Origin of the sequence: Hyphomicrobium sp. 99 (assembly GCF_000384335.2) — a bacterium.
Lineage (GTDB): Bacteria > Pseudomonadota > Alphaproteobacteria > Rhizobiales > Hyphomicrobiaceae > Hyphomicrobium_B.
This window is the reverse complement of the sequence record NZ_KQ031382.1, coordinates 2,148,688-2,175,158: the sequence shown is the minus strand read 5'-3', so window position 1 is coordinate 2,175,158 and position 26,471 is coordinate 2,148,688. Positions and strand designations below refer to the sequence as shown.

Annotated in this window: 19 protein-coding genes and 1 riboswitch; of the genes, 15 read left to right on the top strand and 4 right to left on the bottom strand. The window is 59.2% G+C overall.

Annotated elements, in window-relative coordinates:
• Positions 1-15 precede the first annotated feature (15 nt).
• The 3 genes from G359_RS10465 to G359_RS10455 form a co-directional block, all read right to left on the bottom strand.
• Entirely contained in the window at positions 16-3,297 is a 3,282-nt protein-coding gene (locus G359_RS10465) for an O-linked N-acetylglucosamine transferase family protein (protein WP_045836081.1), read from the bottom strand.
• A 99-nt stretch (positions 3,298-3,396) separates the two neighbouring features.
• Entirely contained in the window at positions 3,397-6,573 is a 3,177-nt protein-coding gene (locus tag G359_RS10460; RefSeq protein ID WP_045836080.1) for an efflux RND transporter permease subunit, read from the bottom strand.
• A 15-nt stretch (positions 6,574-6,588) separates the two neighbouring features.
• Positions 6,589-7,779: an efflux RND transporter periplasmic adaptor subunit gene (locus tag G359_RS10455; protein WP_045836079.1), complete on the bottom strand. Its 1,191-nt coding sequence runs from the start codon at positions 7,777-7,779 to the stop codon at positions 6,589-6,591.
• Between the two features lie 230 nt (positions 7,780-8,009).
• On the opposite strand from G359_RS10455, the gene G359_RS10450 reads away from it, so the two are divergent.
• The 12 genes from G359_RS10450 (at position 8,010) to G359_RS10395 (ending at position 22,283) form a co-directional block, all read left to right on the top strand.
• Positions 8,010-8,648, top strand: a complete 639-nt coding sequence (locus tag G359_RS10450; RefSeq protein WP_052699294.1) for a TetR/AcrR family transcriptional regulator — start codon at positions 8,010-8,012, stop codon at positions 8,646-8,648.
• Between the two features lie 100 nt (positions 8,649-8,748).
• A riboswitch (guanidine-I (ykkC/yxkD leader) is annotated at positions 8,749-8,855 on the top strand.
• Between the two features lie 141 nt (positions 8,856-8,996).
• The gene (locus tag G359_RS10445) at positions 8,997-10,061 is read left to right on the top strand and encodes a putative urea ABC transporter substrate-binding protein (protein WP_082073083.1); all 1,065 of its coding nucleotides are present in this window, start codon (positions 8,997-8,999) and stop codon (positions 10,059-10,061) included.
• A 38-nt stretch (positions 10,062-10,099) separates the two neighbouring features.
• The gene (locus tag G359_RS10440; protein WP_045836078.1) at positions 10,100-10,918 is read left to right on the top strand and encodes an ABC transporter permease; all 819 of its coding nucleotides are present in this window, start codon (positions 10,100-10,102) and stop codon (positions 10,916-10,918) included.
• Positions 10,915-11,733 carry an ABC transporter ATP-binding protein gene (locus G359_RS10435; protein WP_045836077.1) on the top strand — a complete coding sequence of 273 codons (819 nt, stop codon included), beginning with the start codon at positions 10,915-10,917 and terminating at the stop codon, positions 11,731-11,733. Before G359_RS10440 ends, G359_RS10435 begins: the two co-directional genes overlap by 4 nt.
• Positions 11,734-11,848: 115 nt before the next feature.
• Positions 11,849-12,583 (top strand): urea amidolyase associated protein UAAP1, encoded by a 735-nt coding sequence (locus G359_RS10430; RefSeq protein ID WP_045836076.1) that lies wholly within the window; start codon positions 11,849-11,851, stop codon positions 12,581-12,583.
• A complete protein-coding gene (locus tag G359_RS10425; protein WP_045836075.1) occupies positions 12,580-13,227 on the top strand; it encodes an urea amidolyase associated protein UAAP2 in 648 nt (215 codons plus the stop codon). Before G359_RS10430 ends, G359_RS10425 begins: the two co-directional genes overlap by 4 nt.
• 5 nt (positions 13,228-13,232) lie before the next feature.
• Entirely contained in the window at positions 13,233-16,850 is a 3,618-nt protein-coding gene (gene uca / locus G359_RS10420; RefSeq protein ID WP_045836074.1) for an urea carboxylase, read from the top strand.
• Positions 16,847-18,631, top strand: a complete 1,785-nt coding sequence (gene atzF, locus G359_RS10415) for an allophanate hydrolase (RefSeq protein WP_045836073.1) — start codon at positions 16,847-16,849, stop codon at positions 18,629-18,631. The genes uca and atzF overlap by 4 nt, the downstream gene beginning before the upstream one ends.
• A 175-nt stretch (positions 18,632-18,806) precedes the next feature.
• A complete protein-coding gene (locus G359_RS10410) occupies positions 18,807-19,628 on the top strand; it encodes a quinoprotein dehydrogenase-associated SoxYZ-like carrier (protein ID WP_045837883.1) in 822 nt (273 codons plus the stop codon).
• Positions 19,629-19,651: 23 nt separating this feature from the next.
• Positions 19,652-20,944 carry a sulfite dehydrogenase gene (gene soxC, locus G359_RS10405; RefSeq protein ID WP_045836072.1) on the top strand — a complete coding sequence of 431 codons (1,293 nt, stop codon included), beginning with the start codon at positions 19,652-19,654 and terminating at the stop codon, positions 20,942-20,944.
• Positions 20,931-21,470, top strand: a complete 540-nt coding sequence (locus tag G359_RS10400; protein WP_045836071.1) for a c-type cytochrome — start codon at positions 20,931-20,933, stop codon at positions 21,468-21,470. Before soxC ends, G359_RS10400 begins: the two co-directional genes overlap by 14 nt.
• A 108-nt stretch (positions 21,471-21,578) precedes the next feature.
• The gene (locus G359_RS10395; protein ID WP_045836070.1) at positions 21,579-22,283 is read left to right on the top strand and encodes a tetratricopeptide repeat protein; all 705 of its coding nucleotides are present in this window, start codon (positions 21,579-21,581) and stop codon (positions 22,281-22,283) included.
• A gap of 63 nt (positions 22,284-22,346) precedes the next feature.
• Here G359_RS10395 and G359_RS10390 read toward each other — a convergent pair whose 3' ends face one another.
• Positions 22,347-23,747, bottom strand: a complete 1,401-nt coding sequence (locus G359_RS10390) for a porin (protein ID WP_045836069.1) — start codon at positions 23,745-23,747, stop codon at positions 22,347-22,349.
• Between the two features lie 408 nt (positions 23,748-24,155).
• Between G359_RS10390 and G359_RS10385 the strand changes: the two genes are divergently transcribed.
• The 3 genes from G359_RS10385 (at position 24,156) to G359_RS10375 (ending at position 26,461) form a co-directional block, all read left to right on the top strand.
• Positions 24,156-24,545 (top strand): DUF7282 domain-containing protein, encoded by a 390-nt coding sequence (locus G359_RS10385; RefSeq protein ID WP_156150735.1) that lies wholly within the window; start codon positions 24,156-24,158, stop codon positions 24,543-24,545.
• 264 nt (positions 24,546-24,809) lie between these two features.
• On the top strand, positions 24,810-26,024 hold the full coding sequence (locus G359_RS10380; protein ID WP_045837882.1) for a saccharopine dehydrogenase family protein: 1,215 nt from the start codon (positions 24,810-24,812) through the stop codon (positions 26,022-26,024).
• Positions 26,024-26,461: a hypothetical protein gene (locus G359_RS10375; protein WP_045836067.1), complete on the top strand. Its 438-nt coding sequence runs from the start codon at positions 26,024-26,026 to the stop codon at positions 26,459-26,461. The genes G359_RS10380 and G359_RS10375 overlap by 1 nt, the downstream gene beginning before the upstream one ends.
• The last annotated feature ends 10 nt before the right edge of the window (positions 26,462-26,471 follow it).

Sequence of the window (26,471 nt, the reverse complement as noted above, 5' to 3'; positions counted from 1 at the left end):
TGCGGCGCTGTCACGTCAGACTTTCAAGGCGATGAGTTCCATGGAGCTACGGTGGCGATCGCCAATGTCGTACTCCGCGAATGCGAAGCCTTGAGCCTCGAGCAACTGTACAAGCCGGGCACGCGTGAAATGATGATAGTGCTCGAGTTCGGCCCAATACGGGTTAGTGCCCGTCGCGTCCAGCGCTCTCCAGACGATGGTGTCGCGGTTGAGTGATGAAATGAAGAGCGCCCCTCCCCGCTTCATCGTACGATTGACTGCACCGAGCATCGCCGCGGGATAAGGCGTGCGATCCAAGACGTCGATCATACTGACAACACTGAAACGATCCTCGGCGGCGAGCGCCTCGAGATCGCGGTGAGCCTCGTATCCGAATTTTTTCAGTTTCGTGACGCGTTCGGCATTTTCATCGACGCCGACCGGAGAGAAACCCCACTCCGCTGCGGTGAAAAGAAGTGAAGCGTTGCCAAACCCGATGTCGAGCCAGTCGCCTTGCGGCACGTGCCGGGCCACTCGTCCCACGATTTTCGCGGATAACTTGCGCTGATTTTCAGCGTCCTTCCCGACTTTCTGTTCAGCCTTCCCGGCCGGGTAGACGATCTCGTGGCCTTCCGGTGTGAGATAACCTTCGGTGAAGACGTGCGCGCACGATGTGCAACGACACCACTTCAGCATCGTGGGAAGTATCAAGTTGTAGGAGGGGTGATTGGTTATCCGTGCCTCTTGCTCGTGCGATATCTCGCGGTTTTCGCAGAGCGGGCAGGCTTCATAAATTGCCCGGGGACCTTGGCTCTTCGGCGTCGCAACTTGCGCCGGTGCCGGGGTGCTTTCGCGCTCGACGACAGCAAAAGCTTTTGGTGCTTCGCCGGCTCTCATGATTTCCACCATCTTCTCAAACGATGCTTCGAGGTTGCGTGTGTAGCGCGTGGAGTCGAATATCGGCGCGGTGTCTCTCATCGATACGAGCTTACGGCGGATCCGATCGAGCTTGTCCTTGTCCCGCGCGAGTTCCAGCGCAAGAGCAGTATAGGCATCGAGGTCGGTGGTGATCAGTTCCGGCACGCCCATGGCGGTCAGGAGACTGGCCGCCACCCGGCCGGAAAACGTTTCGCCGAGACATGTCAGAACCGGAAGCCCTACCCAAAGAGCGTCGCTTGTTGTCGTGTGCGCGTTGCAAGGAAGCGCATCCAAGAAAAGATCGGCGAGGCGCTGCCGCGCAAGATGTTTTGGAATGGGCATGCGTTTGGCAAACACGAGGCGGCTCGGATCGATTCCGCGCGCAGCCGCCTCTCGCCTCAAATTGTTGGCGCAGGTCTCGTTCGGGACGAGCAGCCACAGCACAGACCCTGGCACCTTTTTTAGAAGGTGCATCCAGACGTCGAAAATCGTCGGGTTGAGTTTGTAGCTGTTATTGAACGAACAGAATACGAAGGCGTTTTCCGGCAATCCGCAATCGGCGCGCGTTACGGGTTCATCCGAGATTTTCCGTTGCCGGTCGTTCGGCTGATAGGTGTTCGGAAGATGGACGATTTTCTCGGAATAGTCGGGTTGGTGCTCCATCGGCGCCACCACGGCATCCGCCAAAATGTAATCGATGAAGTCGGCTCCCATCGTTCCAGGATAACCCAGGTAGTTCACTTGGATCGGCGCCGGGCGATAGCTGAGGATTTCCGGGCGTGCGTCTTTTGTATATCCCTTGAGGTCGACGAGGACATCGATCGCATCCGCATTGATCGCGGCGGCGACATCACGGCTCGTCATCTCGCCAATTTTTCTGACGTGCTCAAATGCCTTCAGCATGCGCTGGCGCATCGAGCTGCCATCGTCCGGGCTGAAGCAGTATCCGAAGATCTCGAAGCGGCCGTGGTCCAGCTTTTCCAAGACTTCGGCGAACAGCATGGCGGTCGCGTGCTCGAAGAAATCGCAGGAGAGGAAGCCGAGCCGAATTCGCCGGCCGGTCCCGAGACTATTCTGATAGGTCTTGAACTGCAGCTGCGGCGGAACGGCGATCGGCTTGATGTAGTTTCGGGCCGCGTTCAATTGGTCTTCTCGCGTGGACCACAGAGAAATCAGCGGGAACGGCGCGATATGCATCGGCTTCGTTCGGAAGTTTTCGAGGCAATAACGCCCCTCTTCGTCGACGCCATACCAATCACACTGAAAATGGAGGAGATTCAAATACTCGAACCGGTTGACGAATGCTTCCGGCGCACATTCGAGGCATTTTCGGAAGGCGGCATCCGCCTCCTCGTACCGCTCACACATTTTGTGCGTGATCGCCAGATTGTAATACGCGTGCGGAGAAGTCGGGTCGAGCTTGATCGCATGCTCGAGCGCCTGAACGGCACCCGCTTCCATCTTCAGGGCGCGGAGCACCCCGCCGACCCCGGTGTACGCTTCGGCGCGGTCCGGGTCGATCGCGAGGCCGGCCTGGTAACTCGCGAGGGCATCCTCGAGATGGCCACGGGCCTCAAGTGCAAGGGCAAGGTTGAAGTGATAGTCGGCGTTATTCGGTTTTACTGTGACGGCGCGGCGGCAAAGTTCTATCGCCTCGTCGTAGCGCCGGTCCTGGCGAAGATAGATGGCCAGCTCATCCAGCCGCTTGGCGCGCTCATCGTCGCTTTTCGATTGAGACTCGATCTCAGCCACGATTGACGCGATGGGACGGGACGATGCCGCTATCCGGCGTTCAAGGACGCGGGCTTCCTCCAGACTGGGGTCGAGATCGAGCGCCAGGCGGCAGCGCGCGGCCGCCGCTTCGGTCTGGCCGGTCTTCAGCATCAAGGCGCCGAGGCGAGTCAAGACGGACGGCTGATCCGGCTTCAGCTCGAGCGACTTGATATAGGCCGTCATCGCCTCGGATTCGTTCTCGGCGACAGTCAGCAGGTTGCCCAAGACCGTGTGGACTTCCGAGTTTCGCGGCTGCAATGCAAGGCATTCGCGGCAGGCGGCGATCGCCTCTTCGGAACGACGCATCTCGCCTAGCATGATCGCGAGATTGAGCCAGGCTTCGTGGTAATCCGGCTGAGCCGCAACGCTTTGCCTGATGTATTCGATTGCGTTGGCCGTTTCCTGCCGCTTGTACGCGATAAGGCCCAGATGGTGCAGGCTCGGTGCGTGAGATGGGATGCGCGCGAGAACGCGACGGTGGGCGACTTCCGATTCCGCCAAGCGGCCGTTTTTGAGGAACTCGACTGCCTGCTGATAATCCCGCATGACTTCGGGATTGGCTACGCGCTGAGGTGCTGGTGCTGACCGAGACGTCGCAAGGGCAAGCCGTCGATCTCTTCGATTCATGTCGCAGTCCTGATTCGCATCAGCCAATGAAAAACGCCGGAGTCTGTTCTGACTCCGGCGTCATGTGCGAGGCTTGCGCGAACCTAAAAACGGCGGGGTCTATTCCGCAGCTTGGAGCGGCGGCTCGTGAGATGGGTCCTGCGATCTGCGGCGGCCGAGGTCGGACAGCCAGCGGCAGACCACATAGAAGACCGGCGTGAAGATCAGACCGAAGAACGTCACGCCAAGCATGCCTGAGAAGACAGCTGTTCCGAGCGCCTGCCGAAGTTCGGCACCGGCGCCGACGGCCCACACCAGCGGCACCACGCCCAGAATAAACGCGAGCGATGTCATGATGATCGGCCGCATTCTGAGTCGTGCGGCTTCGGTCGCGGCTTCGAACCGGGTGCGTCCCTGAGCTTCGAGTTGCTCCGCAAATTCGACGATCAGAATGGCGTTCTTTGCCGCGAGGCCTATGAGAACAATGAAGCCGACCTGGGTCAGGATGTTGTTGTCCATACCCCGAAGGATGACGCCACTGATCGACGCGATGAGACTCATCGGGACGATCAGAATGACTGCCAAAGGCAGCGTCAGGCTTTCGAACTGTGCGGCAAGGACGAGGAACACGAAGGCGACGCCCAGAGCGAAAGCGAAGATGGCCGTGTTGCCCGCGCGAATCTGCTGGAAGGCGAGATCCGTCCATTCGTAGCTGAAGCCGGGCGGGAGCGTCTCGGCCGCCAGCTTCTGCATGATATCAATGGCCTGCCCCTGCGAGAACCCTGGCGCAGCTGAACCATCGAGTTCGGCGGCCGGGTAAAGATTGTAGCGGGGAACGCGTGACGGTCCCGAAATGTCGCTCACGGTCGTGAACGATCCAAGCGGAACGGCATCGCCTTCTGAATTGCGCACGCGAATGCTCAGCGCATCTTTCGCCGTCAGGCGGTAGTCGGCGTCGGACTGCGCGGTGACACGGAAGGTCCGGCCGAGCAGGTTGAAGTCGTTGACGTAGATCGAGCCGAGGTATGTTTGTAGCGCAGTGAACACGTCCGGAATGCGGATGCCGAGCATCTGCGCCTTGACGCGATCGATGTCGAGATAGAGCTGAGGCGTCGACGTTTCGAAGAGCGAGTACACCTGTCTAACGCCCGTCGTCTGGGCCGCCTTGCCCATCATCGCGTTGACGGCCGCCTGCAATGCCGCCGAGCCAGCGCCCGATCGGTCCTCGACCATCATGCGGAAGCCGCCCGAGCTACCAAGACCGCGAACCGGGGGTGGCGCCACAACGAGCACCAGCGCTTCCTGGATTTCGGAGAATTTCTTCAGCAGCGTACCTTGAATGACCTTCGCCGACTGGTTCGGATCTTTGGCGCGCTCTTCGAATGGCTTCAGCGTGACAAAAACCGCGCCTGCGTTCGAGGCGTTGACGCGCGTTGCTCCCGAGAAGCCGACGATATTGACGGCGTGAGCGACGCCGGGAACGGTGAGCGCAAGTTCGACGACGCGCTTATTGACTTCATTGGTCCGAGCCAACGAAGCCGCCGGGGGAAGCTGCGTGATGGTGATCAGGTAGCCGCCGTCCTGGTCGGGAATGAAGCCGACCGGGGTTTTGCGGAATTCATTCAAGCCGTAGGCAATGAGCCCCGCGTAAAGCACCAGCATCAGTACGGAAAAGCGGACGGCACGACCAGCCAGCCAGCCATAGCCGTGAGAAAGGCGATCGAAGCTCCAGTTGAACAGCTTGAAGAAGGCGCGGATGGGCCACGTCAGCGGACTGTGGCGATGTCCGGCCGAATGCGGCTTCAGAAGCATGGCGCAAAGCGCAGGCGACAGGGTCAATGAGACGATCAGCGAAATCACCGTCGCGCCGGCGATCGTCAGCGCGAACTGGCGATAAAACTGCCCTGAAATGCCGGTGATGAATGCCGACGGAACGAACACCGCACTCAAAACGAGCGCGATGGCGATGAGCGCCGTACCTACCTCCTCCATGGTTCGGTAGGAGGCCTCTCTGGGACTAAGGCCGTTGGCCATGTTGCGTTCGACGTTCTCGACGACCACGATCGCGTCGTCGACGACGATGCCGATCGCGAGCACGAGGCCGAAGAGCGACAAGTTGTTCAGCGAGAAGCCGAACATCTGCATCAGAAAGAAAGTGCCTACGAGCGAAACGGGGATCGCCACGATCGGGATGATCGCCGCGCGCCACGTCTGCAGGAAGAGCAGAACAACGAACACCACCAGAACCACGGCTTCGAGGATGGTGTGAACAACGGCGTCGACCGACTGCTGAATGAAGTCGGTCGGGTTGTATACGATGGTATATTCGAGCCCCGGCGGGAAGCTCTTCGCCATCTCCGCCATGGCGTTTTTGATATTCTTGGCGGTGTCGATGGCGTTCGAACCGGGCAGCTGGAAGATGCCGAGACCGACAGCGGCCTGCTTATCGAGGTATGAGTTGATGCCGTAATCAAGAGCCGCCAGCTCGACTCTCGCCACGTCCTTCACGCGGACGACGGCGTTGCCGGTTTGCTTGACGACGATATTTCCGAACTCGTTCGGATCTATCAGTCGCCCTTGGGTCTGCACTGTAATCTGGAACGCACCGGGCTTTTCAAGCGGCGGCTGATTGAGCACGCCGGCCGCCACCTGGACGTTCTGTCCCTGCAGCGCCGTCACGACGTCGCTTGCGGTCAGCGCCAGCGATTGAAGGCGGTCGGGATCCAGCCAGACGCGCATCGAGTAATCGCGGCCGCCGAAAACGGTGATCGAGCCGACGCCCTGCACGCGAGTGAGCGCATCGACGATGTTCACGCTCGCGTAGTTAGAAATGAAGAGCGTGTCGCGCGAGTTGTCGGGCGACAGCAAATGCACGACCATCATGAGGTCGGGCGATGCTTTCGCGACCGTGACGCCGATATTGCGCACGTCTGCGGGCAGCCTCGGCTGCGCAATGGCCACGCGGTTCTGAACCTGAACCTGCGCGATATCGAGGTTGGTGCCGATATCGAAGGTGACCGAGATCGAGAAGCGGCCGTCATTCGTCGAGTTCGACGATATGAAGAGCATGTGCTCGACGCCGTTGATCTGCTGCTCGAGCGGTGTTGCGACCGTCGCAGCGACGACTTCGGCGCTGGCACCGGGGTACTGCCCCGTGACGTTCACCACCGGCGGCGCGATTTCCGGATACTGCGCGATCGGCAGGCGGGTAACGGATACCAAGCCGATGATGACGAGCACGATGGAGATAACGGCCGCAAAGATGGGGCGGTCGATAAAGAAGTGCGAAATACGCATTTGGGCGGGCCGTTCTCAGTTGGTCCGGACTGACTGGTCCTTGGGATTGGTAGCGTCCGCAGATGCCTGCTGCGGCGTGACTTTCGCGCCGGGTCTAATGCGCATCAGGCCGTTCACAATGACGGTGTCGTCGGGCGAGAGGCCGGCCGTGATGACGCGCAGACCATCAACCAACGGCCCGAGCGTGACGTACTTCGGCTTCGCGACGTTGTCGCCGTCGACGGCGTAGACGAACTTTCTGACCTGCTCGGTACCGACTGCAGCGTCCGGCACAAGCAGCGCTTCAGCTGGTTCGGAAGCGATAATTCTGATGCGGCCGAACATGCCGGGCGTGAGACGTCCGTCGGGATTTTTGAAAACGGCGCGGCCGCGGATCGTGCCTGAGGACTTGTCGATGGCGTTGTCGACGAAGTCGATATGGCCTTCGTGGACGAAATCCTTTTCATCGATCAGCTTCAGCTGAGCGGACATGCCGACGCCTCGACCTGAGCTGTCGGTCCCCTTCGATGAAGCTGCCTTGAGATAGCGAAGGTAGGAAGCCTCATCCATCGTGAACTCGAAGCGGATCGGATCGACCGAGACGATCGTCGCGAGCAGTGTCGTGTTTCCGGAAGTCCCTCCCGTGACGAGGTTTCCGACCGACACACGCCGATCGCCGATGCGGCCTGCTATCGGCGCGGTAAGTTCAGTGAATTCCAAATCGAGCGCGCTCTGCCGGGATGAGGCCTCCTGGGCGGTCAAATTGGCTTCGGCGACGCGCTTCGCCTGTAGGCGCTGATCAAGCGATTGTTGGGTGATCGTGGTGCCACGAACAAGACTTTCGCCGCGCTCCAAATCAGACTCCGCGAAGGCGACGTTGGCCTGCGCTTGAGCGATGGACGCTTTCGCCTGGTCCACCGCTGCCTGGAAGGGACGGCGGTCAATCGTAAACAGCGGATCGCCGACTTTGACCAATTGGCCATCGGTGAAGTGGATCTTGTCGAGGTACCCGGAAACGCGGGCGCGCACCTCAACAAAGTCGAGAGCAACAAACCGTCCGACGTATTCGTCGTAGTCTGAGATGACTTTCTTCGTCGGCTTCGCGACGGTGACTTGCGGGGCTGGCGGCGGCGCAGCTTGAGCGGCGGATTTCTCTTCGCTGCATGCGGAAAGACCCACTGATAAAGCCAGCAAAATTGCAGCGATTGATGCGGACCGCTCGAACACGGGTTCTATCTCCGTCCTATTATAAAGTTTGATGGTCTGCACTTGCCGGGACCCCACTTTGTTCCCTCACGCGTCAGACTGCATTCGCGCCCCGCGTAAATTTTTCTGGCCTCACGCTCAACCGCGCGAGAAGCCGCAAGTACCGAATGACAGGGTTGACAGAGTCATGTTAGCCTTACCGACCGGTAACATAGAGTGCTACCGATCGGTAACATTCTCGTCAAGGGCGCATGAGCACTGCGCGGGAGAAAGATTTGCGCAGCGCGGTCGAATTGGTAGCGGTCGCAGAGGATTCGCCTGCATCGAAGTCGCCACGGGAGCGAATTTTGCTCGCGGCCCGCGAGCTCTTTTATCGTCATGGCGTCCATGCTGTCGGCGTCGAGACGATCGCGGAGACCGCCCTCACCAATAAAATGACACTCTACCGGCACTTCAGATCGAAAGACGATCTGATCGTCGCCTACGTTCAACAACTCGCCAGCGAAGGCGATGACGTACTTCACCGCATCCTTGCAGAGAATGTCGATAGCCCTCAAAAGCAAGTCGCCGCCTGGGTCGACTACGTCGAAGACGTGTTGACGAACAAGCTCGAACGCGGTTGCGCGTTGGCAAATGCCGCAGTCGAACTCGATGCCGCGCATCCTGCCCGCGCTGTCATCGAAGCCTATAAACAGCGAAAGCACGACCGGCTCGTCGGGCTTTTCCGGGCTGCGCGTTATCGCAATCCCGACTTGCTCGCCGATGAAGTCTTTCTTCTTTTCGAAGGCGCACGCATCAGCATTCAATGCGGTGGAAAAGGTCCGGCGTTGCGCGTCGTCGGCATGCTGCGCGGACTCCTCGCATCTCGGCCGCAAGTGCCTAGGGACTAGGCGTTCAGCACAAGCGGCTGGCAGCGCAGGTGCTCACGACTGAAAAAATCCCCGTCTTTTAAAGCGAAAAACGCTTGGCACGGCACATGCAAAGCATCGTGCATAACGCCTCTAGGGTTCCGGCTTCACAAGCGACAGGTCCGAGAGAGGCTCTCCCGCCTCGCGTGACGCGCGGCGGAGCCACGGCGGGATAAAAGCCCGGGAGACCTACACCGCGAGATGCCTCGGCGCTCGAACGGACAGGCCTCCCTCCGCGCGCTTCAACCGCGCTCATTCGAGGTCTTCCGCTCCTGATCTGAAGCTCCTTGCGGCCGAGACTGGTGGTCAGCACAAGGACAGGGGTTGGCGATGCGCTATTCCGTCAAGCAAATTGTGAAAGCTGCGATCGGCCTCGCGGCCGTGACAGGGTTCGCCCTGTCGCCTGCACACGCGGCCGAGAAGAAGGACTTCAAGGTTGCCTGGTCGATTTACGTCGGCTGGATGCCCTGGGGCTATGCTGCCGATTCCGGCATCGTGAAGAAGTGGGCCGACAAGTACGGCATCAACATCGAAGTCAAACAGTTCAACGACTACGTTGAATCCATCAACCAATATACAGCCGGTTCGTTCGATGCGGTGACCGTGACGAACATGGACGCCCTCTCCATTCCCGCAGCCGGCGGCGTCGACACAACGGCCGTGATCGTCGGCGACTTCTCGAACGGCAACGACGCCGTCATTCTGAAGAACAAAGACAAGCTTGCGGATATCAAGGGCCAGAAGGTCAACCTCGTCGAGTTCTCGGTATCGCACTACCTGCTCGCACGCGGTCTCGAAAGCATCGGCCTGGCGGAGAAGGATCTCAAAGTCGTCAATACGTCCGACGCCGATATGGCGGCGGCTTACAAGACCCCTGACGTCACGTCCGTCGTGACGTGGAAGCCGATCGTTTCGACGATCCTTGAATCTCCGGACGCCAAGAAGGTCTTCGACAGCTCGCAGATTCCGGGCGAGATCATCGACCTCATGGTCGTCAATACGGGCGTGCTCAAGGACAATCCGAAGTTCGCGAAGGCGCTCGTCGGCATCTGGTACGAGACGCTGGCGACGTTGAAGGACGGCACGAAGTCTAAGGAAGCAATGGCCAAGGCTTCCGGTACGGATCTCAAAGGCTTCGATGAACAGCTCGCGACGACGAAGCTCTTCGCCGATCCAAAGGACGCCGTAGCGTTTGCCACCAGCAAAGATCTGAAGACGACGACGGAACGCGTTTCGAAGTTCCTGTTCGAGAAATCGCTTCTCGGCAAAGACGCGAAATCCGAAGGCGCAATCGGCGTCGAGTTCCCGGACAAATCGGTCTTCGGCGAAAAATCCAACGTCAAGTTCCGATACGACGCGACGTTCATGAAAGAGGCGGCAGACGGAAAGCTCTGAGCGACGCATCTCGTAAAGCACTGAAGGAAGGCGACTGCATGCGCGCTATCAATTACCGGCCGGACAAGACTTGGCGCCTTGCGCTCGCCTTCCTGCCTTTCGCGTTGCTCCTACTCACCTACGTCATCGCGTCCGATATCCGACTTACCGAAAATCCGAACGACAAGCTTCTTCCGTCGTTTGCCAAGATGGGCGAAGCGATCGACGCCTACGCACTGAAGCCCGATCCGCGCACGGGCGGTTATCTGCTGTGGGACGATACATCAGCGAGCCTTTCGCGCCTTATCATCGGCCTCACGATTTCGACGGCGTTTGCCCTCGTTCTCGGCATCGTTATCGGATTGCTGCCGGTCATGGGGGCGACACTCGGGCCCGTCGTGTCAGTGTTATCGATGGTGCCCCCGCTCGCGTTGCTTCCCATCCTCTTCATCGTCATGGGGCTTGGCGAAGCTTCGAAGATCACACTGATCGTCGTCGGCACGTCCCTCAAACTCATTCGCGACATTGCACTTCGGGTTGGAGACATTCCGCGCGAGCAGCTCATCAAAGCGCAAACGCTCGGCGCGTCGACGCCACAGATCGCGTTGCGTGTCGTGCTGCCGCAAATTCTGCCGCGACTGATCGATTCCGTGAGGCTCGAAATCGGTCCGGCATGGCTGTTTCTGATTGCCGCCGAGGCGATCGCTGCTGATTCCGGTCTCGGCTACCGCATCTTCCTCGTTCGCCGCTATCTCTCGATGGATGTCATCCTGCCTTATGTCGTGTGGATCACCCTGTTGGCCTTCGTGATGGATTTCGCCCTCAAGCTTCTCCAGGGCAAAGCGTTTCCCTGGTTTGCCGAAGCGAGGACAGCATGAACGCCATCGTCTTCGACAAAGTCTGGAAGGAGTACGGCGATCACGTCGTGCTCGAGCAGATTAATCTCGAAATCGCCGAGCGGTCGTTCGTGGCGCTCGTCGGGCCTTCGGGATGTGGCAAGACGACGTTTCTCCGAATGCTGCTTGGCGAAGAGCGGCCGACGCGGGGCAGCATCCTGGTCGAAGGCGTTCCCCTCAAACCAGAACCGGACGCGGATCGGGGGGTCGTCTTTCAGCGCTATTCCGTGTTTCCGCATTTGACCGTTCTCGGCAACGTCATCATCGGACGCGAGTTCGAAAAGGCGGGAGCTTTCGGCCGCTTGTTCGGGCGGGCGCGAAAGCAAGCCGAAGAAGAAGCACGCGAGCTTCTGTCGGCCGTCGGACTTGCGGGTCAGGAAAAGAAATATCCGTCGGCGCTTTCGGGCGGCATGCAACAGCGGCTCGCGTTGGCGCAAGCGTTGATGCGGCGGCCCAAGGTGCTGCTGCTCGATGAACCTTTCGGCGCGCTCGATCCCGGCATTCGTTCGGACATTCACGTCCTCATGCGGCGCATCTGGAATGAATCGTCCCTCACGGTCGTGATGGTCACGCACGACCTGAGTGAAGCCTTCGAACTCGCTACGCGCATCATTGCCTTCGAGCGGCCTCGCAACCGGCCGGAAGAACTCGAGCGGTATGGCGCCCGGCTATCGGCTGACATTCCCACTCCGCCTCCGGGCGCGACGATAACCAAGGATATCGAGATCTGGCCGAAGAAAGTTGCTGGAAGCCCCGGTGTTCTCACGCGTCACGGGCATTCCGCTCCACGTTCTTAGGCCATCTGACTTCCCACGAGGGACGACCCTCGGCGGGCACTCACCAACCCGGGACGGCCCGGACTAACGCGCAAGCCGCGTCTCCAAGGGACGCTTCTCGCGTGGGGAGTTACAAATGGGGAACCTGATCTACAGCGATACGCTACCCGGGGGTAAGCACTGGTCGCTGCTCATGCGCCGAAACACCCGCCTGCGACTGACCGATGTCGAGGGCGGCGCCAACATCGGCATGCTGTTTTACAATCCGCAGAATTTGCTCGAGCGCTACAACGCGCCCGACACGCTCAAATGTCAGCACACATTCAAACTGACGGCGGGTCATTGTCTCTATTCCGATATGGGCCGTATCTTTTGCTCGATCGTGTCGGACAGCTTCGGCTGGCACGATACGGTTTCCGGCAATACGACAAAGGCGATCATCACGCGAAAGTGGGGTGAAAAGAGCTATCAGGCAGCCCGCAACGACTGGCAGCAGAATGGCCATGACAGCTTTCTCGTTGAGGGGGCCAAATATGGGCTGACCCGACGCGACCTTGCGGCGAACGTCAACTGGTTCAGCAAGATCGCCGTCGCCTCCGATGGCGCGATGTCGCTCGACACTTCGGCTGCCAAGGCGGGAGCGCAGGTCGAGTTGCGTTTTGAGATCGATACCCTCGTGCTCTTTCACACGTGTCCGCATCCCTTGAACCTCGCGAACACCTACCCGAGGAAACCGGCGCAGTTCGAAATCTTCGAAGGCCCGCCTGCTCCGCCTGACGACCCGGCCCGGCTTTCCGCGCCTGAGAACGCGCGCGGCTTCGAGAACAACCGCATCTTCCTCGCGGGCTGCTGTGGAGATGTGCATCAATGATCAGGGAAAGCACCCTCCGCGAAGCCGACGCGATTTATCGCCGTGTCATTCCGGCCGGAAATTATTGGATGCATGTCGTTCAAAAAGGCCAGACGCTGCGCCTTCTCGATCTCGAGGGCAATCAGGCGGCCGACACGTTGTTCTTCAACGCCGACGATCCCGGCGAACGCTACTCGGCTTCCGACACCATTCGCGAACAGGGCAACATTTATCTGACGGCGGGGTCGGTGCTTCTCTCCGATGTCTGCCGTCCGATGCTGACGATCACTGCCGACACGGTCGGCCGCCACGACACGCTCGGCGGAGCCTGCGCGACGGAAAGCAACACGGTTCGCTACGCGCTCGAGAAGAAGTCGATGCACGCGTGCCGCGACAGCTACCTGCTCGCGATCGCCGAGAATGAGCAATACGGACTCTCGAAGCGGGACATCGGGCACAACATCAACTTCTTCATGAACGTGCCTGTTACGCCTGACGGCGGACTGACGTTCGAGGATGGCCTCTCAGCGCCTGGGAAATACGTCGAGATGACTGCGCACATGAACGTCATCGTTCTGATCTCGAACTGTCCGCAGCTCAACAATCCTTGCAACGCCTACAACCCCACGCCGATCGAAGCTCTCATCTGGGCCAAGGGGGTCTGACGCCAATGTTCAGCAAAGTCCTGATTGCCAACCGCGGCGCCATCGCCTGCCGCATCATCAGAACGCTCGACCGCATGGGAATTGCGAGCGTCGCGGTCCATTCCGAGGCCGACCGCCATTCGATGCATGTCATGCAGGCGGGCGAAGCCGTTGCCATCGGCCCATCGCCAGCGGCCGAGAGTTATCTCAAGTTCGACGCGATCCTGGACGCCGCGAAGGAGACCGGCGCCGAGGCCATCCATCCGGGCTATGGGTTCCTGTCGGAAAATCCGGATTTTGCGGAGGCGTGCGAAGCGGCCGGCATCGTGTTCATCGGTCCGAAGGCAAAGCACATGCGCGCTTTCGGGTTGAAGCACAAGGCGCGCGAACTTGCGCTGGAAGCGAACGTACCGCTTGCGCCGGGCTCGGGCCTCATCAGGGATGTGGAGCACGCGAAGAGCGAAGCCCAGCGTATCGGCTACCCGGTAATGATTAAGAGCACGGCGGGCGGCGGCGGCATCGGGTTGCAGCTCGTCTCTTCCGCGGATGAAATCGCGCCGATGTTTGAGCGTGTGGAGCGCCTAGCACGCAACAACTTCAAGGACGCCGGTATCTTCATCGAGAAGTACGTCGCGCGCGGCCGGCATATCGAAGTGCAGATTTTCGGTGACGGCCAAGGCAACGTCGTTTCGCTCGGTGAGCGTGATTGCTCGGCACAGCGCCGCAATCAGAAAGTCATCGAGGAGACTCCTGCTCCCAATCTTCCCGAGAAGACGCGCGCGGCGCTTTGGGAAACGGCGCGGCGTCTCGGGCAATCGGTCAACTACGAGAGCGCTGGCACGGTCGAATATCTCTACGATGCCGAGACGAACGAGTTCTACTTTCTCGAGGTCAATACGCGGCTTCAGGTGGAGCACGGTGTCACCGAGGAGGTTGTCGGCGCCGATCTCGTGGAATGGATGGTGCGGCAGGCCGCGGGAGAACTGCCGCCACTCGATCAGTCCAAGATCTCGCCAAGCGGCGCAGCGATTCAAGTCCGGCTTTATGCGGAAGACCCAGCGCGTGATTTCCGGCCAAGCTCCGGCCGCTTGACGGAGGTTTCTTGGCCATCTGGCGCGCGCATTGAGACCTGGGTGCAAAGCGGATCGGAGGTATCGCCGTTTTACGATCCGATGATCGCGAAGATCATTGTCAAGGGCTCGTCACGCGAACACGCTCTCGCGCGGCTTAAGTCAGCACTGGATGAAACGCGTATCGGCGGCCTCGAAACCAATCTCGATTATCTTCGCCAGCTTGCAGGCGCGAGCGTGTTTGCGAATGGCGAAATGCTGACGCGGACGCTGCAGACATTCGCATATAAGGCGGACACGATCGAAGTGCTGTCGCCCGGTATGCAGACGACGATTCAAGATTGGCCGGGACGCGTCGGCTATTGGGCAGTCGGCGTGCCGCCATCCGGACCGATGGATGCTCTGTCGTTTCGCCTGGCCAATCGCATCGTCGGCAACGAGGAAGGCGCTGCCGGGATCGAGACGACGCTTGCAGGACCGACGCTCAAGTTCAACACCGACGCCGTGATTTGCCTCGCCGGCGCCGAACTGACGGCAACACTCGACGGCGCGCCTGCCAACTACTGGCAGGCCATTCAGGTAAAAGCCGGGCAGGTTCTGAAGATCGGCGGCGTTAAAGGACCGGGTGTCCGCGCCTACATCGCCGTGCGCGGTGGGATCGACGTTCCCTCCTATCTCGGAAGCAAATCGACATTCACGCTCGGCAAGTTCGGCGGCCACGGCGGTCGCGTTCTGATGACCGGCGATGTCCTCCATATCGGAAAGGACGCGACGAGCTTCCCCTCTGCGCGGCTTCCTGTGGAACTCAAGCCTCGCCTCGTTCATACGTGGGAGATCGGCGTTCTTTACGGTCCGCACGGCGCGCCGGATTTCTTCGCGCCTGAATACATCGATACGTTCTTCGCGAGCGATTGGGAGGTTCATTACAATTCGAACCCGACCGGCATTCGCTTGATCGGACCGAAGCCGGTCTGGGCACGCACCGACGGCGGCGAAGCCGGGCTTCATCCGAGCAACATTCACGACAACGCCTACGCCATCGGCACGATCGATTTCACCGGCGATATGCCGGTTATTCTCGGTCCCGATGGTCCGTCGCTCGGCGGCTTCGTGTGTCCGGCGACCATCGTGCAGGCCGAACTCTGGAAGATGGGCCAGCTTCGTCCCGGCGACAGAATTCGCTTCAAGCGTCTCTCGCCTGCGGAGGCCGCGGCGCGGCTCGCCAAGCAGAATGCGGAAATCGCGACACTGCAATCCATAGCCGCGCCGTCGTTTCCGCATGCGAAGTGGGGAGTGGATGATTGCGTGGTCGGCGGTCGCGAGGCATCGGGTGACAAGCCGCGCGTGGTCTACCGGCGCGCGGGCGATGCCTACATGCTGGTCGAATACGGGCCGATCATCCTCGATTTCACCTTGCGTTTCCGCGCGCACGCGTTGATGGCCGCGCTCGAGAAGCGGAAGCTTCACGGCATCGTCGATCTGACACCCGGCATTCGCTCGCTCCAGGTGCATTACGACAGCTCGGCGCTGCCTCTCGAAGATTTGCTCGCAGAGCTCTCGCAGATCGAAGATACGCTCGGGGATTTGAGCGACATCGAGGTTCCGTCGCGCATCGTACATCTGCCGCTCTCGTGGAATGACGCGGCGGTGCAGAAGACAATCGACAAATACATGCAGGGCGTCCGGCCCGATGCACCGTGGTGCCCATCGAATATCGAGTTCATCCGGCGCATCAACGGTCTCGATTCGATCGAAGATGTGCTGCGGATCGTATTTGACGCGACGTATCTCGTCCTTGGACTTGGGGACGTTTATCTCGGCGCACCGGTCGCGACGCCGGTCGATCCGCGTCACCGGCTCGTCACGACGAAGTACAATCCGGCGCGCACGTGGACACCGGATAATGTCGTCGGCATCGGCGGCGCCTACATGTGCATCTACGGTATGGAAGGCCCTGGAGGCTATCAGCTATTCGGGCGGACGTGCCAAGTCTGGAACACCTACCGGACGACGGATGCTTTCAAAGAGGGTTCGCCGTGGCTCCTGCGTTTCTTCGATCAAATCCGCTTTTATCCGGTCTCTAGCGAAGCGCTGCTGGAGTTTCGCGACGGATTTCTCGAAGGACAGGCGACCGTCAAAATCGAGGAGACGACGTTTCGCCTTAAGGACTATCAGGCCTTCCTCAGCGAGAATGCCGAGACGATCAGCGCGTTCAAGTCGCGTCAGCAAGCGGCCTTCGAGGCCGAGCGGGCGCGTTGGCAGCAAGTCGATCAGGAAGGTGCAGCGAGTACATCGGACGTTGGCAGCGACGAGGATGCGAGCGCAGTGCTGCCCGCTGGAGCGACCGCCGTCGAGAGTCCGGTGCCAGGTAGCGTCTGGAAAATTCTCGTCGAGCCGGGAGCCAAAGTCGCCGAAGGCGAGACGCTGATTATCGTCGAGTCGATGAAAATGGAGATGGCTGTGACGGCGCCGCAAAGCGGTATTGTTCACGAGGTACGGTGCGCCGAGGGCCGGCCCGTGGCGCTCGGTCAGGCACTCGTGATCCTAAAAGAATATGCGGAGGCGACTGCGTGACCTTATCCCTCGACATCGCACATCTCACCTCACTCTACGAGCAGGGAAAGACCACACCGCAAGCCGTCATCGAAGAGGTCTTCGCGCGCATCGGCAAGAAGGGCGTCGCGCCCGACTGGATTGCACTGCGCGACAAGACGGATGTTCTCGATAGCGTGCGCCGCGCTCCGCGTGGTCCGCTTTACGGCATTCCGTTTGCCGTGAAAGACAATATCGACGTCGGCGGAATGCCCACGACATGTGCCTGTCCTGCGTTTGCCTACACTCCGGATCGTTCGGCGACCGTCGTCGAGTTGCTCGAAGCGGCCGGCGCGATCCTGATCGGCAAGACGAACCTCGACCAGTTTGCGACCGGCTTGAACGGCACGCGCTCGCCCTATGGCATTCCGACGAATGTGTTCAATGCGGACTACATCTCCGGCGGATCGAGTTCGGGATCGGCCGTTGTGGTCGCCGCGGGCCTCGTTTCATTTTCGCTTGGAACGGACACCGCGGGTTCGGGTCGTATCCCGGCGGCATTCAATAATATCGTTGGTTTGAAACCGACGAAGGGCCTCATCTCGACACGAGGCGTCGTTCCGGCGTGCAAGAGCCAAGACGCGGTTTCGATTTTTGCTCTGACTGTTGCTGACGCGGCAAAAGTTGCAGAAGCAGCCGTCGCTTTCGACAAGGACGACTGCTACGCGTGTGCGGACGCGCCGCCGTTTGCCGTCGAGGATTTCGCGCGGCCGCTAAGAGTTGGCATTCCCAATGCGCCGCTATCGTTCTTCGAGGATAGCGAATATCAAAGGCTTTATCATCACACGATCGATCGTCTCGCTGGGCTCGGCGCCGAGATCACGCCATTCAATTTCGCGCCTTTTCGCGACACGGCCGCGATGCTCTATGACGGTCCATGGGTTGCTGAGCGTTTGTTCGCGGCTGACGATCTAAACGATGAGGATTTCAATCCCGTCGTCGGCGCGATCATGCGCGGCGGGAAGAACAAATCCGCTCTCTCGGCATTCGAGGGCTTCTATCGTCTGGCGGAGTTTCGTCGCGCAGCGGACGCTGAATGGAAGCGCATGGACGTGATGGTGCTGCCGACGGCCGGCACGACCTACAAGATCGCCGACATGCTGGCTGATCCCATTCGGCTCAATTCCAACCTCGGCGCCTATACGAATTTCGTCAATCTGCTCGACTTGTCGGCACTCGCCGTCCCGGCTGGCTTCCGCGAGGATGGCATTCCGTTTGGTGTGACGCTGATCGGCACCGCGTTTGCTGACGGACAGCTCGCGGCTGTGGGAGACGCGATCCACCGCGCGCTCGATGGTGCGAAGCTTGGCGCAACGCAAACGGTATTGTCGGACACAGCGCACGTCGCGGCACGCCCGGTCAAGAAGCGAACGGTCGAGGTTGCCGTCGTCGGTGCGCATCTCCGGGGCCAGCCTCTCAATACCCAGCTTACCGAGCGTGACGCGATCTATCGCGAAACAACCCGCACCGCTCAGGGGTACCGGCTCTATGCATTACCCGGAACGATCCCGCCAAAGCCGGGCCTCGTTTTCGAAGGCACCGGACCCGGCGCGATAGAAGTCGAGATCTGGGAAATGGATGACGCTGCGTTCGGCTCCTTCGTGGCGTTGATACCGTCGCCGCTCGGCATCGGCACGCTCGTTCTGGACGACGGCCGTCAAGTTAAGGGCTTTCTGTGCGAAAGCCATGCGCTCCGCGGCGCCGAGGACATCACCGAGTTCGGGGGGTGGCGGGCTTGGTTGAACCGGACCGCGGTCGCCTGATTCTCGAGCTAACTTGAAATAATATGGCGCAGACACCGTGCTTTAGGTAGCTGACTGCGGTTGCGAAACTGCGTCTTGCGAAATTGATGACCTCATCACCATATTAATGTAGTATTTTATTCGGGATTGACGTTTGGACGCGGAGATCGCCCTGAAGGCGGCAAGCGAGGAAACGATGCGCAGCAAATTTATCCGATCCAGCATTGTCGCCGGGATGGCGGCAATCCTCGGGCTCGTGGCACCTCAATTGGGCGCGCGGGCCGACGATACAGCAGCGATTTGGGATAGCGTTCGGACGGACCTTTTCGGAACCCGCGACGTTGCGGATGGCGCCGGGAAAGTGATGCTCGAGGCCCCTTATCGGGCCGAGGATGCATCCACGGTTCCGCTGACGGTGCGCCTGCCAGCCGGGTTCGCGAAGGATGTGAAATCGCTGACGCTTGTCATCGACAAGAACCCTTCACCCGTTGTCGCCAGCTTCACTTACGGCGACGCCGCCGGCACCGGGGAGCGCGTTTTGGCTACGCGCGTCCGCATCGATCAATATTCGAACGTGCGCGCCATTGCCGAGACGAACGACGGCAAACTGTTCATGACGATGAAGTTCGTGAAAGCCTCTGGTGGCTGCTCGGCGCCTGCCGGCAAGGACCCTGAGGAAGCCGCCAAGACAATGGGCAAGATGAAGGTGATGACTGCCTTCAAGGATCCCGATAACGCCACCGCTCAGGAAGCTCAGGTGATGATCCGGCATCCGAACAGTTCGGGCATGCAGATGGATCAGCTGACCGGCCTCTATATTCCGACGCACTTCGTGGACAAGGTGGCGGTGAAGACCGGCGGCAAGACCGTCTTCACGATGACCGGCGGCATCTCGATCAGCGAAAACCCGAATTTCCGCTTCACCTATCAGGGCAATCCTTCCGATGTGATGAGCGTCGAGGCGGAAGATTCGAAAGGTAACGTGTTCAAGGGTAACTCGACTCCGAGCCAATCCTGACGCCACATCAGCGGAACGGCCTCATGGCCGGCAAGCTAACAGAAGACGATTTAGCGCCAGTTGCGGGCGGCGGGCTTTTGCATCGCCGCCTTTTTCTTCAGGGCGGTCTCGTTCTGGCAACGGCACAGACGGCGACATCGCTCAGTGCTGAAGAGGCGCAGCGGCCCAAGATCGAAGACCCTGCCGATCCCTCCTGGATCCACAAAACCGGACTGCCTTTCAGCGGCTACGGCACGCCGTCGAAATACGAGAAGCATGTCGTCCGCAACACCGGCGGCAATCGCGCGCCGGCGGGCGACGGTGTTTCCTGGACGCCACTGGAAGAGCTCGAGGGCATCGTCACGCCGAGCGGCTTGCACTTCGAGCGCCATCATGACGGCGTGCCGGACATTGATCCGGCCGTGCATCGACTCGTCATCCATGGGCTCGTGCGGCAGCCGCTGGAATTCACGGTCGCCAATTTGCTTCGCTATCCGATGCGCTCGCGCTTTCTCTTCATCGAATGCGGCGGCAACAGCAATGCCGGATGGCATGAAGAACCGATCCAGCGGCCTGTCGGCGATTTTCACGGACTTGTTTCATGTTCGGAATGGACGGGCGTGCCGCTCTCCATTCTGCTCGACGAAGCTGGCGTCGATGCGAAGGCCTCGTGGGTGATCGCCGAGGGGGCCGATGCCGGGCTTCTCAATGTCAGCTTGCCACTTGCGAAGCTGATGGATGATGCGATCGTTGCGCTCTACCAGAACGGCGAGCGGGTGCGGCCGGAGAACGGCTATCCGATCCGGCTCATCGTGCCTGGTTGGGAAGGCATCACGAACGTCAAATGGTTGCGGCGTTTGCAGGTCACCGATGCACCCGCGATGACACGCAACGAAACGGCGAAATACACCGAGCTTCAGCCATCCGGCAAAGCGCGGATGTTCACGTTCATCATGGATGCGAAATCGCTAATCACGTCGCCGTCGCCAGGACAAAAGATGCACGGCGCAAACATTTATGAAATTCGCGGGCTCGCGTGGAGCGGACGCGGTAAAATCGCAAGGGTCGAGGTTTCTGCGGACGGCGGAAAATCGTGGGCCGAAGCGCATTTGCAGGAGCCCGTCATGGCGCAATGCTTCACGCGATTTCGCTCTGCGTGGGCTTGGGACGGAAAAGCTGCGCTCCTCAAAAGCCGAGCCACCGACGAGACCGGTTACGTCCAGCCCGAACGCGACGTGCTGGCGAAGGAGCGCGGACGCGAAGGCTACTTTCATTACAACGCCATCGTCTGCTGGGCCGTCGATGAAGATGGTACGATCAGCCATGTCTACGCTTAGACACGCCGCATCGGCGATGCTTTTTCCAATGCTCGCGACCTCCGCTCTCGCCGCGGATGCTGGCGTCAAAGCTCCGCGCCTCGGCACGCCGTTGATCGCCGCCGAGATCGCGAAATGGGATCAAACGATCTTCGCCGATGGGCGCGGACTGCCGCCAGGAAAAGGCACTACCAAAGACGGCCGCGTCATTTACGATCAGAAATGCGCGAGCTGTCATGGTGTGCATGGCGAAGGCGGCACGGCGGAAGAACTTGTCAGCGAGCCGAAGCCTCCATCGGCCGACAATCCGAGCAAGGCAATAGGATCCTACTGGCCGTTCGCACCGACGATCTTCGACTTCGTTCGCCGGAGCATGCCGCCCGCAGCCGCCGGATCACTCTCCGCCGATGAAACCTATGCCGTGACGGCCTACCTGCTTTCGGCCAACGGCATCATTCGCGACAGCGAAGAGATGAACGCGAAAACGCTGGCGGCGTTGCGAATGCCCAACCGTGATGGCTTTATCTGGATCGACGTGAAAAAGTGATCGATTTATCAGTGCGTATGCGGATCGTCTGCTTGCTCCTCTTTTCAATTATTATATATTTGTGACAGTTCTTAATTAAGGACATTGGGATGCTCGGGGGAGAGGAATATGCGTTGTCCCTCAATATTTTTGGTTCTTTCGCTGATGACCAGCCCGGCCCTCGCGGATGCTGCAGGTGATTGCGAAAAGGGAGCTTCGCCGGACGCGCATATCGAGGGCTGCTCGGTCATGATCGAATCTCACCCCGAGAATGCGCGCAACCTCGCGATCTACTATGGAAACCGGGCGCTAGCATATTTCGCAAAGCGCGACTTTCAACGTGCAATCGCCGACTTCAGCAGCGCTGCAGAGACCAACAGCGATCCCTATTTTTTCGTCGGACGCGGTATCGTTTATGCCGCTCTCGGCGACTGCGATCGAGCTATAGAAGACTACAACAAAGCCATCGCCCTCGAGCCCCTTTATCCGAAGGTCTACAATAATCGCGCCGTCTGCTTCAGAGCGAAAGGCGATATTTCCAATGCGATCGCCGATTACACGCGCGAAATTGAGATCAACCCAAATGAGGCTGTTGCTTATTTCAATCGAGGGCTGGCGTTTAAGCTTCAGGGAAATTTTGCGGACGCAATCAACGACTTCACGAAGGCTGTGTCGCTCAACCCGAAATACGCGATGGCCTACTTCGTGCGCGCGGACACGTTGGTGGATGAGGGAGATTTACGGGCAGCCGACGCCGATTTCAAAATAGCGTCGACACTTGATCCAAAATTGGATCGCAAGAACGCCCACAAAGCCACGCCACCTATGAACTGACCTCGGAAGCAAGTGAGGAAAGCTCCGTGTGAGCTTCCCCCATAAAATAATTAACTTGTCGGATCAGAAGTTGATCTTTGCGCCGAAGATGCCAGCTTGGAATGCATCAAGGGATGTTTTTCCGCTATGGATGCCGTTGCTTACGGTCCCGGCGCTGCCGATGACATCCCCATCTGCGTGCTCGTAGACTGCATAGAGGCTCAGCTCCGCAGCGTCGATGTACTGAATGATGCCCCCCTGCCAGAAATTCACGCTCGATGAAACGGTTCTCCCCGGATTGGAGCCGGCGTCATCGTGGCGATACTCAGCGAAGATGTTCGTTTTCCCGAGCGAAAACCATTTTTGCTCTATTCCTGGCTGAATGAACCAGACTGTGCTGTCAGGCTCTACCAGCAGTGCGTTGGTTCCTGGATTTCCGGTCTCTATGTGCTGCTTTCCCCAGCCGCCAAATACGAACAGGCCAGTCGGCTTGTGCATGATCGTGGCGGCGGCACCGCCCCAATCGCATTCAAAGCCCTGATGAGAGGCCTGGTTGGGCGGGGGGAGCGACGATGCAGTCGTCGTGCTCGACGATATGCAAGGCGTACCTCCCGCGACATACGTGCTTGGCGTCCCAGTAAACTGAGTGCCCGGGTCATTACTCTGGCCATAACCGGCGCGGGCGAGAACACTGAAATCGCCGATATCGTTTTTGTAGGTAAGCGCCACATCCCAAATATCGTCTTCGCCCCAAGCCGCCGCGCCGGAAAATCCGGCAAAGGTCGGCGAGTCGTAGCGAACAACATTGCGACGGGCGCTATCGCCGGGAGTCGAATTATTGAAGCCGCGCAGAATGTCGGTCCATCTGTTCGTGCCCAACGGCTGTCCATTGGCCCGTAGCTGGAACTGCGAGAGATAGATCGCGGCGCCTTCGGCATCGTCTACGTTACGTGTCAGAGTGAAATCGGCGTCGTCGAGTAGGTGGTACGTTGCCGTGCCGTTTTGGCCGACAGCAACCTGACCCCAATCCTTGTTCTTGATGAACCAGTAGCTTTTGCGGACTAAAAGCTGATTGTCCTGGTTGTTCGGATTGCTGCTCGAAGAACTCGGCGAGTTTTGATTCCACTGATTTGACGGGTGGCCCTGCGTTCCAATCTCGAGAGTATAACCGGCTGACCAGTCGGCCGAGATCTTCGCCTCGCCGACAAACCGGAAACGCGATTGCTCGACAGAGTTCGTGCCGACATATGCATTACGCTCCGTGCCGTCATCCCACACGATGACGTTCTCGTTGACCCATCCGGAAATTGTCAGACTGACCTTGCGGTTGCCCTTGCGCGCGGTGGTCGCTTCCAGTTCCGCGACGCGCTCCTCAAGGTCGGCGCAGCAATCGCCCCCTAGGTCGGCTGCCGCTGCTGGTGAAATCAGGGCGATAGCGATTACACTGCCGCACAGGCTACTTCCAAGCGCACGCGATATGCTCATGATTACCACCCCCCGGAGAGTCCACTCTTTGTACTGATAATATGTATAGTACGTTTTCAGCAATCATGAACGGATCGCAATTGCAGGATGGCGATCCAGTGTGACGCAAATGCAATTCCGCACAAAAACCAGACTCGTTCGCGCAAGAGAATCCGAAACTCTCTCGACATTTTTTGATGGTGGCTTCACCCCCCCTCTTGAGGTTCAACTCGAGTTTTTCCCGATCAATAATTCGTAAGCTGCTGCCTTCGCGCGTTGCAATGGCGCCAGTGCTCCCAAATATTAAAGACTATGCAGAGTGGCGGCGTGCCGATGGACGGGGCACGCAGCGGGCGCCACCATCGAGACTGCTGACGGGCAGTGTGCGGAGGGCCTGTTCGTCGCAACTTAAGTGTAAGGTCCATAACGATGACATCTACACGCGTATTGATCGTTGCCGCCGGTGCGGTGGCGGCAAGTTTTGCCGTCGCTTGCAATTCTTTTGCGGCCGAGCCGGGTACGCCGGCATCAGTTCTAGCAATGAACCAAAAGCCAAAAGGAGATTCCGTATCGATCACCTATGTCTTCGTCCCGAAGGACGGAACTTTGGCGATCTACTCATCTGATCCGGCAGGGCGCAGCGGGGCCAAGCCTCTCGGCGAGGCTGCGCTTCCTCATGGAGATCATCGGAATGTCACCATCAAGCTCAACAGTCAGCCCAAAATCGGCGAACGTTTGTGGGCTGTGATCGAAACGAAGGGCGGCAAACCCTTCACGAATGTCGACGGACTGGCAGAGCAGAGCTTCAAGGTTATGTAGCACCCAGAAGCGACCCCGGCGCGGTCGCCCCGTCGCGCCGGGCTTTGGCAAACAGAATTCGGCCGGCTTAGCCGGAAAGCTTGAGTCTGGCTCTGTCACAAATAATTATTTTACAGTATTTGCTTGGCCTTTGCCGAGCCGGGAGGGACAAGTTCTAGTAAGTATTGAATTATTGTCCCGCGTGCCCTATTTCGGGCCCCCGGCGCACCTTAAACGCGCTTGCTGGGGCCGGCGTCACCGGCATTTCTTATCTGGGAGCGTTCGTTGGACAACGTACTTATCATCGGGGCAGGTGCTGCGGGCTCGGTCGTCGCAAAAAAATGCGCGATGAACCGCGACGTCTTCAAAAAGATCCATCTTGCCTCGCGCCGCCTCGAAAGCTGCAAGAAGGTCCAGGCCGAATGCAAATCGCCCATCGAGATTTCGCAGCTCGATGCCGACAATGTCGCGGACACGGTTGCGCTTTTGAACAAGGTCAAGCCCGACCTCGTGATCAACATGGCGCTTCCCTATCAGGATCTCGCGATCATGGACGCGTGCCTCGAGGCCGGCGTCAACTACATGGACACTGCGAACTACGAGCCGCGCGATGAGGCGAAGTTCACCTACAAATATCAGTGGCCGTATAACGATAAGTTCAAGGCCAAAGGTCTGATGGCCGTTCTCGGCTGCGGTTTTGATCCGGGCGTCACGAACGTTTTCTGCGCTTACGCGCAAGAGAACCTCTATGACGAGATCCACACGATCGACATCATCGATTGCAACGCCGGCAGCCATGGCAAGGCTTTCGCCACGAACTTCAATCCGGAAATCAATCTCCGTGAAGTGACGCAGCGCGGCAAATACTGGAAAGACGGCGAATGGATCGAGATTGATCCTTTGTCGATTTCGACGATGGTCGACTATCCGGAAGTGGGTCCGGTCAAATCCTATCTCATCTATCATGAGGAGGAAGAGAGCCTCGTCGAGCATATCAAGGGCCTGAAGCAGATCCGCTTCTGGATGACGTTCTCCGACAATTACATCAAGCATCTCGAAGTGCTGCAGAACGTCGGTATGACTCGCATCGATCCCGTTATGCACAAGGGCACGCCCATCGTTCCGATGGAGTTCCTGAAGTCTGTCCTTCCGGAACCCTCTTCGCTTGCCGAGAACTACACCGGCAAAACGTCGATCGGCGTCGTCCTTAAAGGCGAGAAGAAGGGCAAGAAGAAGCGCTACATCATCTGGAACGTGTGCGACCACGCCGAGACCAATAAAGAGGTTGGCGCGCAGGCGGTTTCGTATACGACCGGCGTTCCCGCGGTCGTCGGCGCGATCATGATGTTCAAAGGCATCTGGAAGGGCAAAGGCGTTTTCAACGTCGAACAACTGCCGCCGGAGCCATTCCTCGAAGAACTCGCCGAGCAGGGCCTGCCCTGGCAGGTGAAGGAAATCCAGAAGTCCGATCAGAAGAAGCTTTTCTCGGTCGAGACCTGATGAGCGAGGCCGATATCCTTTCGATCCGCAACGAGCTGACGGGCCTCGTCGTCTCCGTCGTTTCGGTGAGCTTCGGAATGATTTCGGCCTACATCGCCGGGCTCTGGCTCTTCCTACGGGAAGCGCCAATCTCGCTGCGCTTGCTGGCCTTTGCCTTGCTGTCGTGCGGCTTGGCCTTCATGGGTGCGCTGACCCTGGGCCTCAACGCCCTCTTGGTCGGGACGGAAAAAGCCTGGTCGAAGCTTGCGAACCCTGCGACCGAGATTTCCGGCTTTGGAAACGTGCGTCCCGACTGGCTTCACGGATTCACCCTGTATGAGGCATCGGCGCTCCTTGGAAGTTTGGCATTCGGGGCCATCTATCTTTCGCTCGCCTATCTGACTTTCGTCTACAGATGGCCGGGCTCGACAGCGGGACCTGTGCGCGTCTCGCCTTGAACGCTTTCGC